Source organism: Cellulophaga baltica 18 (genome assembly GCF_000468615.2).
Lineage (GTDB): Bacteria > Bacteroidota > Bacteroidia > Flavobacteriales > Flavobacteriaceae > Cellulophaga > Cellulophaga baltica.
Genome location: NZ_CP009976.1, coordinates 1,479,469 through 1,491,778, shown reverse-complemented (window position 1 = coordinate 1,491,778; position 12,310 = coordinate 1,479,469). Strand labels below are relative to the sequence as shown.

The 12,310-nt window shown below is 34.6% G+C and carries 9 protein-coding genes; 6 read left to right on the top strand and 3 right to left on the bottom strand.

Translation table 11 applies throughout. The features are described 5' to 3' along the window. The first annotated feature begins 159 nt into the window (after nt 1-159). From M666_RS06285 to M666_RS06265, 5 genes are all read left to right on the top strand, one after another. A complete protein-coding gene (locus M666_RS06285; RefSeq protein WP_024482111.1) occupies nt 160-849 on the top strand; it encodes an SCO family protein in 690 nt (229 codons plus the stop codon). Nucleotides 850-936: 87 nt separating this feature from the next. Next, nucleotides 937-1,182: a FeoA family protein gene (locus M666_RS06280; RefSeq protein WP_024482112.1), complete on the top strand. Its 246-nt coding sequence runs from the start codon at nt 937-939 to the stop codon at nt 1,180-1,182. Continuing rightward, a complete protein-coding gene (gene feoB, locus M666_RS06275) occupies nt 1,182-3,419 on the top strand; it encodes a ferrous iron transport protein B (protein ID WP_029447322.1) in 2,238 nt (745 codons plus the stop codon). Before M666_RS06280 ends, feoB begins: the two co-directional genes overlap by 1 nt. A gap of 366 nt (nt 3,420-3,785) precedes the next feature. Further along, on the top strand, nt 3,786-5,321 hold the full coding sequence (locus M666_RS06270) for a carboxypeptidase-like regulatory domain-containing protein (RefSeq protein WP_029447323.1): 1,536 nt from the start codon (nt 3,786-3,788) through the stop codon (nt 5,319-5,321). 91 nt (nt 5,322-5,412) lie between these two features. Further along, the gene (locus M666_RS06265; RefSeq protein WP_029447324.1) at nt 5,413-8,064 is read left to right on the top strand and encodes a DUF5916 domain-containing protein; all 2,652 of its coding nucleotides are present in this window, start codon (nt 5,413-5,415) and stop codon (nt 8,062-8,064) included. Between the two features lie 9 nt (nt 8,065-8,073). On the opposite strand, the gene M666_RS06260 is transcribed toward M666_RS06265, so the two are convergent. The 3 genes from M666_RS06260 to M666_RS06250 all read right to left on the bottom strand — a co-directional run bounded on the left by M666_RS06260 (nt 8,074) and on the right by M666_RS06250 (nt 9,881). Next, entirely contained in the window at nt 8,074-8,451 is a 378-nt protein-coding gene (locus M666_RS06260; protein WP_029447325.1) for a DUF423 domain-containing protein, read from the bottom strand. 274 nt (nt 8,452-8,725) lie between these two features. Then, on the bottom strand, nt 8,726-9,136 hold the full coding sequence (locus M666_RS06255) for a DUF2141 domain-containing protein (RefSeq protein ID WP_029447326.1): 411 nt from the start codon (nt 9,134-9,136) through the stop codon (nt 8,726-8,728). Nucleotides 9,137-9,227: 91 nt separating this feature from the next. Beyond that, nucleotides 9,228-9,881, bottom strand: a complete 654-nt coding sequence (locus M666_RS06250) for a metal-dependent transcriptional regulator (protein ID WP_025616114.1) — start codon at nt 9,879-9,881, stop codon at nt 9,228-9,230. 115 nt (nt 9,882-9,996) lie between these two features. Between M666_RS06250 and M666_RS06245 the strand changes: the two genes are divergently transcribed. Then, complete coding sequence (locus M666_RS06245; RefSeq protein ID WP_029447327.1) at nt 9,997-12,270, top strand: TonB-dependent receptor; 2,274 nt, start codon at nt 9,997-9,999, stop codon at nt 12,268-12,270. Nucleotides 12,271-12,310 lie beyond the last annotated feature (40 nt).

Genomic DNA, 12,310 nt, shown 5'->3' with positions numbered 1-12,310 from the left:
AGTGCTAATTTTAACTTTTTTGTGCGCCAAAAGTAAGCTTTTAGAAGGTCTAAAAAAAGTAAAGTATATTCCGCTCAAATGTTTTAAGAAATATTTAGCAGCAAAACTAAGGAATGTCTTGAATGGTTAAGAGCACGTTAGTATCTTTGCATAAAAAATATGCGTTCTTTTTTTGCAAAATATAAGTTATTCGGAATTGTTTTTCTCTGCTTGTCTGCCGTAATCATGTATTTGTTTTATAACGCCCTGCAACCAAAAAAAATACTTCCCATTTACCAACCTGCAGATTTTAATCCAGAATTGGTAGACACGTCATTACTCCACGTAAAAAAATACCACACTATAGCCGATTTTTCTCTGACCAATCAAAACGGAGCACTGATCACTAATGACGCCTACAAAGACAAAATTTATATAGCCGATTTCTTTTTTACCACCTGCCCTACTATTTGTCCAATTATGACAGATAATATGGGGACGATACAACAAGAAATTTTAGACGACGACGAGGTGATGTTGCTTTCTCATTCCGTAACTCCAGAAATTGATTCTGTTGCACAACTAAAAGCTTACGCTATTAAAAAAGGTGTTGTCGATAGAAAATGGAACTTAGTTACTGGCGATAAAAAACAAATTTACGACCTAGCCAGAAAATCGTATATGGCTGTCAAGACTGATGGTGATGGTGGGCCTTTTGACATGATTCATACAGAAAACTTCATGTTGATTGATAAAGAACGCAGAATTAGAGGCACTTATGACGGTACCAATCCTGAGGAAATAGAGAAACTTCTGAAAGATTTAAAGGTTTTAAAAGATTCCTATAGAGACAAAGAAGCTTCTAAATGAAATTAATACTCTTTTATGACTACAAAGGTCTCTATTTTATTGATTTTCCCTATTTTTGTTCTTAATTAAAATCAATCTAAATAAACATTGATCAAAACGGTAGCACAATTAAAGCGCGGAGAACGAGGCATCATCAAAGAATTTGCAGATGACATCTTGCCTATCAAGTTACTTGAACTTGGCTGCCTGCCAGGCAATGAAGTTGAACTATTGCAAGTTGCCCCTCTAAAAGATCCTATCTACATCAATGTAAACGGATCGCACATAGCCATACGCAGAGCAATGGCAGAACTCATCGATTTAGAAATCATAGATAATACTACCTTTTTATAATGAGTAAGCAAATTAAGGTAGCATTAATTGGAAACCCGAATACAGGAAAAACCTCTGTTTTTAATCAATTAACAGGCTTAAACCAAAAAGTAGGGAATTACCCAGGAATTACAGTAGAAAAAAAAGAAGGGGTTTGTAAGTTACCTCGTGGTGTTAAAGCACACATTATAGATTTACCCGGAACGTACAGCCTTAATACAACATCATTAGATGAGAGTGTTGCCGTAGAACTTCTTTTAAATAAGAACGACAAAGACTTTCCTGATGTTGCCGTGGTAGTAGCCGATGTTGAAAACTTAAAAAGAAACCTTCTTCTTTTCACACAAATAAAAGATTTAAAAATTCCGACCATATTAGTAATTAATATGGCTGATAGAATGTCTAGGAAAGGAATTACAATAGATATTCCCTTATTAGAAGAAAAATTAAACACCAAAATAGCTTTAGTAAGTACCCGAAAGAAAATTGGAATTGAGAAACTTCGCGAACTTATAACCGATTACAAATCGCTATCTATAGAACCAAATATAGATGCTACAGTTATTTCTCCAGAATATTTTGATCGCTTACGCAGTGCGTTTCCTAAAGAAGACATTTATAAGTTATGGCTTGTAATTACGCAAGACGTTAACTTTATGCCTATTGAAAAGACACTTTATCAAAACGCAGCTTCTTTCGCCACAAAATCTAAACCTGAGCTAAAACGCTTACAACAAAAAGAGACTATTTTAAGATATCAATTTATAAATGGTATTCTTAAACAAGCGCATAAAGTAGACTTAAATGCTGCAAAAGGCCTTAGAGCTAGCCTAGATAAGTTACTTACTCATAAAGTTTTTGGGTATCTTATTTTCTTCTTAATCTTACTTACCATTTTCCAAGCCATATACGTTTGGAGTGCGTACCCGATGGAATTTATAGAAAATTCTTTTGCAAGTGCTACAGAATGGGTAGAAAACTCACTACCACCGGGCGTATTTACAGATTTACTTGCCGAGGGAATTTTAGCCGGCATTGGTGGTATTGTAATATTCATACCACAAATTGCATTTCTGTTTTTATTTATATCATTGTTAGAAGAAACTGGCTACATGAGTAGAGTTGTATTTCTAATGGATAGGCTGATGCGCCCATTTGGATTAAGCGGAAAGAGTATTGTACCTCTTATCTCTGGAACGGCATGTGCCATTCCTGCAATTATGGCAACTAGAACCATTGAGAACTGGAAAGAACGCCTGATAACCATATTAGTAACTCCCTTTACCACCTGTTCTGCCAGACTACCTGTTTACCTTATTATAATTACCCTCGTAATTCCTGATGGCAGATTTTTTGGACTCAGTTATCAAGCATTAACCCTAATGCTACTTTATCTATTAGGTTTTTTTACTGCCATTATTTCTGCCATGATCTTGAATAAAATATTGAAGATTAAAAGCAAATCGTTTTTTGTTATTGAAATGCCTAACTACAAGCTACCGCTTCTAAAAAATGTAGCTTATACGGTTTTGGAAAAGACAAAAAGTTTTGTATTTGGTGCCGGTAAAATTATACTAGCGATATCTATTATCCTATGGTTTTTAGGATCAAACGGTATCTCTAATGAATTTAAGAATGCAGAAGAGATTGTTACAAACAAAATAAACACTTCTGGGTTATCTGACTATAACCAGCATGCCATTGCCTCAGAATTAGCTAGCTACGAAAGAGCTTTGAATGATAGCATCATTGAAAAAGTATACACCATTGACCAACTTGCCATAGCAGATTCTATTACTGCCAAGTCTGCAAATTTATTTGAGCATGCTAAGAGGCAAGAAATATCTAGCTTTAAATTAGAAAACTCCTATATGGGGTATATGGGTAAGGCCATTACACCTATTGTAGAACCTCTAGGTTATGACTGGAAGATTGGTATTGCCATATTAACTTCATTTGCTGCACGTGAGGTATTTGTAGGAACATTAGCAACTATTTACAGCGTTGGTAGTGATGAAGAAGAAACTATAACAAACCGTATGGCTGCAGAGATAAATCCTGCAACACAAATGCCCTTGTTTAACCTAGCTTCTGGGATTTCATTATTGTTATTCTACGCCTTTGCTATGCAGTGCGCAAGTACTTTAGCAGTAGTAAAAAAAGAAACAAATACTTGGAAATGGCCAATGGCACAATTAATTTTCATGAGTGTGTTTGCCTATATAGTTTCCTTAATCGCTTATCAAATATTAAAGTAGTATGGACCTATTACAAAACATATTAATGTATGCCACCTTACTCATCGCAGTAGGGTATATTGTGAAAAAATATTTCTTACCTAAAAGATTATTTTCCTCTAAAAAGCAAGCTACAAAAAGCTGCGGATCAAGCGACTGTGGTTGCCACTAACATCCTAATTAAAAAATAAATAGTCTTTTAGGCAACTATTTTAAACGTAGTTGCGTCTATTGTTTTAGAGAAGGTGATCTCATAAATACGCAGATCATTTCATTAGCCTATAAAACAGTTAAATAAGTATTAAATAGCTCACAAGAAAATCAAAAAGTTGCTTCTTTAATGCTTTTCTATTCCTTGTTTTGTTTTGGCTCACTTAAAACAACACTATGATCAAAACTACTACACTTGGATTATTTTTTATTTTATTACTTTCCGTAAACTACAACTTTGCGCAAACTATTAGCGCTAAAGTTATAGATTCTGTTACCCAAGAACCAATACCATTTGCAACTATACAATTTGCTGATGATATGGGCGTAATCACCAATGGGGAAGGCACTTTTACTATTCTTCTAAATACTAAAAATAAGGTAACAGATTCTTTATTTGTTTCTAGTATGGGCTACAAAACCTACAAAACTACCTTAGGAGAATTTAAAGATTCTATACTAACACTAAGTCCTCAGAATATTGAATTAAAGAACGTGGTGGTCTCTAATAAGAACTATTCTGCAGACGAGATTGTTGATTTTATAAAAGATAACGTAGATAAAAACTACACAAAATCATTTAGCAAAAAAAGACTCTTTTTTAGAGAGCACTACCACCAATATTTGAACAGAACTAATTATTCAAATTTTGAATCTACCATTGATGCTTTCAATAAGAATTTTGTTGATGAAATCATAAGCTCTATACCCCGTAGTGATGATTATTATGTAGAAGTACTTTGCGATCTATATGGCAATTACAACAGTGAAAAACAGAAGATTGATGTTATTAAGGCATCTAAAATGTATGATAAAAACAGTGAGATAAACCTTGATCAGCTAGAAGAGCGCATGGAGAAAATTCTAAAAGAGAATGTAAAGCCAGACTCCTATTTGAAAATTAAATCAGGCATATTCGGAACAAAAATTGACAATGAAGAACTTTTTAGAACACAAGTAGACTCTTCTGACGTAGCCGCATTAAATAAAAAATTAGAGGAAGACAAAAAACGTAAAGAAGAACAGAAGTTACATTTTGCGGCAGGTAGAGCGAATAAAATATCGACCCTTTATGAAGATCTGTTTTTTATGGATGATTCTAAGCTTAATTTCTTAACAAAATCTCGAAAGTATGATTTCTCCATTCGTGAACTCACATATCTAGGTCAAGATATTGTCTATATTTTAGATTTTGTTCCTAGCGGAAATGCAGATTATAAAGGAACACTCTACGTAAATGCCGATGATTTCGCTATAGTACGAGTGGATTATGAAAACGTAAAATCTTTAAAATCATTTAAACTACTAGGAGTATTCATGAATGATTATCTAGATAAAGGTAAAATGATATTTTATAAAGGGCCAAACGATAAATATAACTTAAGATACATTGAAAAAGAACACGGCGGAATGGGCGGTGCAAAAAGGCCTCTAAAAATAATTGAATTCAACAAAGTAGTAAAAGGAAAGAATAGACAAAACGAATTATCCCTAGATTTTGATTTTGCCGCTACGAATATAAATAGCTATGAAATTGTAATTTACGACACTGAAGAAATTAGCAGTAGCACCTTTGAAAATAAAAATTTTGACAATAAGATTACGCCTACATATTTAACACGTTATGACCCTGAGTTTTGGAAAGGCTACAACATTATAGAACCTAACCAAGCCATAAAGACGTATACGGCAAAAGAAGAATCTTCAAAATAAGTAACAATCTAAATGTTAAAGATGTCTTAAAATAAATACATTGCTGTAACGATTAAAAATACGATAAGTCTTTCATACATAATCATCAATCATGAAAGCCACCATCACCAGTATTTTTCTAATCGTTAGCGCGCAACTGTATGTGCATGCGCAAGATTCTACCACGGTAATCCCTAAACGGATATATACCACAAAAGCCTTGACCTCTGAAAACGGTCTATATATAGATGGCATTATTGATGAGGAAGCATGGAATACCGTGGACTGGGATAGTGACTTTATTGAACAGCAGCCCAATGAAAATACGGCACCAGACCATCAGACTAAATTTAAAATTGTCTATGACAAAAATTACATATATGTAGCTATCCGATGTATAGATGCTACTCCTGAAAAAATTGTTAAGAGACTTTCCCGTAGAGATGGCTTTGAAGGAGACTGGGTAGGTATATTCTTTGATAGTTATAGTGATAAACGAACATCATTTAATTTCATAGTCACAGCCGCGGGAGTAAAAGGAGACGAGTTTTCTACAAATAATGGAAATGATTCTGATGAAAGCTGGAATCCTATTTGGTATACAAAAACCAGTATTGATACTGAAGGCTGGTCTGCTGAAATGAAAATCCCGCTGAGCCAATTAAAATTTGGCAAATCTCAGGAACAAGAGTGGGGGTTACAATTAATGCGAAAATTATTTAGAGAAGAAGAACGCTCTATATGGCAAAGAGTACCACAAGACACCCCTGGTTGGACAAGTGAATTTGGTGTTTTAAAAGGATTAATAAATATCGAACCACAAAAACAGTTAGAAATACAACCGTATACAATTGCCAAATTTGAGACCTATGAGGCGGAACCTGGAAACCCGTTTAAAAAAGGAAATGACACCAAATTTACAGGAGGTGTAGATGCAAAAATTGGAATCACAAATGATCTAACCTTAGACCTCACTATTAATCCCGATTTCGGGCAAGTAGAGGCAGATCCTTCGGCTATTTCTTTAGATGGTTTTCAAATTTTCTTTGAAGAACAACGCCCCTTCTTTGTAGAAAACAAGAATATTTTTGACTACCGAGTGTCGCGTTCAGAAGCAGGAAATACGTTTGGCTCTGATAATGTTTTTTACTCAAGACGAATAGGAAGAAGTCCACAAGGCTACCCCAATACAACCGATGGAGAATTTGTAAATCATCCTGAAAATACCGAAATTATTGGTGCCGCTAAGTTCAGCGGAAAAACTAAAAATGGATGGTCTATTGGTGTTCTGGAGAGTGTTACTGCTAAAAAATATGCGGTTATTGATAACAACGGAGCTCAGAGAAAAGAACTTGTAGAACCACTGACTAATTATTTTATTGGGCGGTTACAGAAAGATTTTAATAACAGAAATACTTTTGTTGGCGGTATGTTTACTGCAACAAATAGAAACAACCTACCCGATAATTTAAATTTCTTACACGAAGCAGCGTACACCGGTGGCTTTGATTTTAAACACCAATGGAATGATAGAGATTGGTACCTAGGAGGCAATTTACTTTTTAGCCACGTCTCGGGTAGTACAGAAGCAATAACAAGAACCCAGCAATCTATTACCCACTTGTTTCAAAGAGCATCTACCAGTTATTTAAATATAGATGAAAATGCAACGTCACTAACCGGAACGGGCGGTAATATGCAATTAGGAAAAGTTGGTAATGGTCATTGGAAATTTGAGACTGGCGCTACATGGCGTTCTCCAGAATTGGAACTTAATGATGTGGGGTTTCAAAGGCAAGCAGATGATTTAAGACATTATACTTGGGTAGGATACCAAACATTAAAACCAGACAACACTTTTAGAAGAGTAGGTATTAACTATAACCATTGGAGTGTTTGGGATTTTGGCGGCAACCACAACAACTTGCGCTTTAACACCAATAGCTGGCAAAATTGGAAAAACAATTGGTTCTCAAACGTAAGCTTCAATTATGCTCCTACGCAATATGATAATTTTGCTTTAAGAGGCGGACCAAGGTTACGAAAGTCCTCTGAAATCAGCTATGCCAATGGGATAGAATCTGATGGCAGAAAAAAATTACAATTAAGCATTTTTCAATCAGGTACAAAAGGCGTAGACAACTCGTATAAAAATTATGAGATTGAATTTGGCGTTCGGTACCAACCCATAAATGCTTTGAGTATCTCTGCTTACCCTAGTTACGGCACCAATAAAGACCAATTGCAATTTGTAGATAATATAGCGTACAACGGCGGAACAAAATATATAAACGGCACCGTAGATCAAGAAACTATAAGCATGTCTTTACGTATAAACTATACGATAAATCCTAATTTATCTATACAGTATTGGGGCCAGCCTTTTGTCTCAAATGGTGTGTATTCTAATTTTAAAGAAATCGCAAATCCATTAGCCAAAAATTTTGAAGATAGAATAACATCGTACACTCCAAATCAAGTTTCATTTAGCGATAGTCGCTATAGTATTGATGAAGATATAGATGGCTCATCGGATTACAGCTTTGATAATCCAGACTTTTCTTTTACCCAATTTAGATCCAACCTCGTGGTACGTTGGGAGTATAAGTCTGGCTCAGAAATATTTTTAGTATGGTCACAAGATTTATCTAGTGGCGGAAACCCTAATGATGGCTTATTTGCTACTTTAGATAAAAATCTTTTCGGAGACTTACAGCCTAAGAATATTTTTCTATTAAAAGCAACCTACCGTTTTGTTTTTTAAACGCAAGGTTTAATCAAGGTATGAAAAAAGAAGCAATCCCCAGCCTATAACCAAAAATAAACCCCCAAGAGGTGTAATAGGCCCCAGCATTTTTATCTTTTTATTCTTCGCAGCACTTAGGCAGAGGCCATATATACTGAAAGAAAATAGCAAAGTTCCAATACTAAAGCAGTAGACAATATAAGGTTCTAAACTACTAGAAAAATCAAAATTATACCCAATTACAAGTAAAACAATGGCGTGATACATTTGATATTTAACGCCAGTTTCAAAACTCTTCAATTGCTCTTCTGTAAATATTTTTTTAAGGGCATGCGCACCAAAGGCACCAAATACTACTGCAAGCATTCCATAGAGCGCACCTATCACTTGTGTAAAAACAATCATCGTGTCAATTTTTCAACGAAGATAGCAAATACGGTAGAATCCGAATCCCTACCAACCATGTACTCTTTAAAAAAATAAATAGCGTTTAATATGAATTAACTAGCTAGCAGAATAAGTCGTTAAAATCATCTTAGAAAACAATAAGCCAATCTATGAATTAGATTATGTTTCTGATAATATTTATTACAGTAAAGGTAAAGAAGTAAGAATTTTCAAAGGAAAGTAATTCCTTTAAATTCATATTAAAAAAGGGATGCTAATAAGCATCCCTTTTTTATTTAATAGTTACCTTTATTTCTTTATCTTCTTGTATTACAAAGGAACAATCCTCAAAGCTAGGCGGACCGAAGGTTTTCATTTTAGAATTTGAAAAACCAACATGTTCTTTAGGAATTCCTAAAAAATTAGTGTCTAATTTCTCATTAGAATTCTCATCATGAAAAACGGCCAAAGCATAAGTACCTTCTAAAATTCCACCTATAACAATAGTAGTTTTCCCCTTTACAGCAGCTCCTGTTTTAGATGCATATACTTTATCAAAAGCCAGAAAACCATCAGATGAATTATACATAGCTATTCTAATATGTCCGTTAGAATTTGTTACATTTTCAACATGTACCTTTAAAGTATGTTGTGACCACATCGCCATAGGTAAAAAGAAAAGTGCAAATAAAATTTTTTTCATAGGGTTGATTTCTTATACTATATACTTCTGATAAACAATAGCCTTGCCAAATTTGAGAATATCTAAATAATTATGGAATACGTATGTACCTCTAATCGCATTTTACATATAAATTAGAAGCAATTAGGTGCGAGATCAAAATAGACCTATCATTGATATTGATTTGTAATGAGCCATCAAAATCTTCTTTATCAAGCACCGTAATTTTATCGCCTAAAGCAATACCATGTTTGTCTAAAAATTTTAAGAAAGGAGCCGAAGAATCTTTAACACCCACACAAATGCCTGTTTGTTTTAATTCCACTTCATTAAGCAATCGCTTAGTGGTTTTCATTAATTCCCCGTTTTTTGAAGGAATAGGATCTCCGTGCGGATCAAACTTGGGGTAATTTAGATGTTTATCTAAACTGTCTATTAATTTTTCGCTTTTAATATGCTCCAATTGTTCTGCGATTTCATGCACCTCATCCCAAGAAAAATCTAACTTATCGACTAAAAAAACCTCCCACAAGCGATGCTTCCTAACGATAGACAAAGCTTTTTCCTTCCCATCATCGGTTAAACTCACCCCTTGATATTTCTTATAAGAAACATATTCTTTTTCTGAAAGTTTACGAATCATATCTGTTACGGAAGAAGGTTTTGTATCCATCTGTTCCGCTATGGCATTTGTAGATACTGTTTCGTTCTCCGTACCTCCCAAATGATAAATCGCTTTTAAATAATCTTCTTCAGAATGTGTCATCAACAAAATTTACCCAAAAGTACATTTTTATTTCACACATCAAAATAATTTTTGTAATTGTAAATATATTTTTAGATTTGTCTAAAAATTAAATTAGTCTACAATAAATACATAAATGACAGCACCAAAAAACCTATTAATTGCTATTTGTTTGATACTATCATCTGCCGCAATAAGTCAAACCGCCAAAATATCAGGGGTAATTCTAGATCAAAAAACACCAGTGCCATTTGCTACTATTTTAATTGCAGGCACTACCCTGGGAACATCCTCTGATGCGGACGGAAAGTTTTCCTTTGATCTTACTCCAGGATCATACGTCTTTAAAGTTTCTGCCATAGGCTATACCTCAGCGATACAAAATGTTACACTAACAGAAAACAGTACTATAGTCATAAATCTAATAAGCCACTCTGAGCAATTAGAAGAAATGGTAGTCACAGGAACTTTAAAAGCTGTCAGCAGGTCAGACAGTCCAGTACCCGTAGAAGTATACAGTCCCACTTTTCTAAAACAAAACCCTACAGCCAGTATTTTTGAAGCATTACAAAATGTAAACGGAGTACGACCACAAATAAATTGTAATGTATGCAACACGGGCGACATACATATTAATGGTCTTGAAGGGCCCTATACTCTGGTTCTAATAGACGGAATGCCCATTGTTAGTGGTCTAAGTACGGTTTATGGTTTATCTGGGATTCCTAACTCCTTAATAGAACAGATTGAAATTATAAAAGGTCCTGCCTCCAGTTTATACGGGAGTGAAGCCGTTGGAGGTCTTATAAACATCATTACAAAAAACACTCGACAAGCACCAATATTTTCTATGGATGGTTTTACAACTAGTTGGGGTGAATATAATTTAGACGCTGGCGGTAAAATTAACATCGGTAAAAAAACAAACGTTTTACTTGGCATCAACTACTTTAATTTTAATTCCAAGATCGATAATAATGGGGATAATTTTACAGATCTAACGTTACAAGATCGAATTTCCGTATTCCAAAAGTGGAATTTTCAACGAGATGAAAATCGGGTTTTATCACTTGCCGGACGATTTTTCTACGAAGACAGATGGGGCGGAGAGTTACAATGGACTCCAGAATATCGTGGTGGAAATGAAATATATGGGGAAAGCATCTACACGCGAAGATTTGAAGTATTAGGAAAATATGAGCTTCCCATAAAAGAAAAAATGATGTTTTCTTTTTCCTATACAGATCATGATCAAAATTCTGTCTATGGAGATGTTGCTTATTTAGCAAAACAGCGTATTGGTTTTTCTCAATTAACTTGGGATCTAAGTAAAAACAAGCATGATATTTTAATAGGAACGTCTTTACGATATAACTATTATGATGACAATACTACTGCTACCGCAGAGTTAGATAAAAACAAGCCAGATGAAGTTGTAATCCCTAGTGTATTTGCTCAAGATGAGATAGCTTTTACAAGGCAACAATCCCTACTCTTAGGGCTTCGCTATGACTATGATAAACGCCATGGTGCAATTTTTACCCCAAGAGTGGCATACCGCTGGAAAATGACCGACAATGATATCTTACGTTTAAACGCCGGAACAGGGTTCCGTGTGGTTAATATATTCACAGAAGAACATGCCGCACTTACAGGATCTAGAGATGTTATTATAGAAGAAGCTCTTAAACCAGAGCAATCTTTTAATATCAACCTTAATTACCTAAAAAAAATATATAGTACCAGCGGGTTATTTCTCGGCTTAGATTTATCTGTATTTTATACCAACTTTAGCAATGCCATACTACCTGATTATGATACCAACCCCAATCAAATTATCTATGATAATTTAGAAGGCAAATCTATTGCACAAGGTATAAGCGGAAATATTGATATAGCCTTCCCAAATGGAATTAAAGTACTATTAGGAGCTACATTACAAGAGGTAACTACTACAGAAAACGGCATTAAGACACCACAAATTCTTACGGAGAAATATTCTGGTACCTGGAATATATCATACACTATACCTAAAAGTAAATTAAGCATTGATTATACAGGAACTATTTATGGTCCCATGCGCTTACCGCTTTTAGGTAATTTAGATCCGCGAAATGAATATTCTCCAACATGGAGCATACAAAACGTACAACTCACCTATAAAGGAATAGATAAATTTGAAATCTATGGCGGATTGAAAAATTTATTGAATTGGACACCCAACAAAGGAAATCCTTTTATTATAGCGCGAGCAGAAGATCCTTTTGATAAAAATGTAACTTTTGATCCTAACGGAAATGCCATGGCAACACCTGATAATCCATACGCATTAACTTTTGATCCCACCTATGTTTATGGACCCAATCAAGGTATCAGAGGATTTCTTGGCCTACGCTATGGAATAGATTAATAAAAGCTAGCGTATTGTTACTTTATTACGGATAATTTAA

Bases quoted from the DNA above. Each gene is read 5' to 3' on its own strand.
- M666_RS06285 (WP_024482111.1), top strand. From the start codon at position 160: ATGCGTTCTTTTTTTGCAAAATATAAGTTATTCGGAATTGTTTTTCTC.
- feoB (WP_029447322.1), top strand. From the start codon at position 1,182: ATGAGTAAGCAAATTAAGGTAGCATTAATTGGAAACCCGAATACAGGA.
- M666_RS06270 (WP_029447323.1), top strand. From the start codon at position 3,786: ATGATCAAAACTACTACACTTGGATTATTTTTTATTTTATTACTTTCC.
- M666_RS06265 (WP_029447324.1), top strand. From the start codon at position 5,413: ATGAAAGCCACCATCACCAGTATTTTTCTAATCGTTAGCGCGCAACTG.
- M666_RS06260 (WP_029447325.1), bottom strand. From the start codon at position 8,451: ATGATTGTTTTTACACAAGTGATAGGTGCGCTCTATGGAATGCTTGCA.
- M666_RS06255 (WP_029447326.1), bottom strand. From the start codon at position 9,136: ATGAAAAAAATTTTATTTGCACTTTTCTTTTTACCTATGGCGATGTGG.
- M666_RS06250 (WP_025616114.1), bottom strand. From the start codon at position 9,881: ATGACACATTCTGAAGAAGATTATTTAAAAGCGATTTATCATTTGGGA.
- M666_RS06245 (WP_029447327.1), top strand. From the start codon at position 9,997: ATGACAGCACCAAAAAACCTATTAATTGCTATTTGTTTGATACTATCA.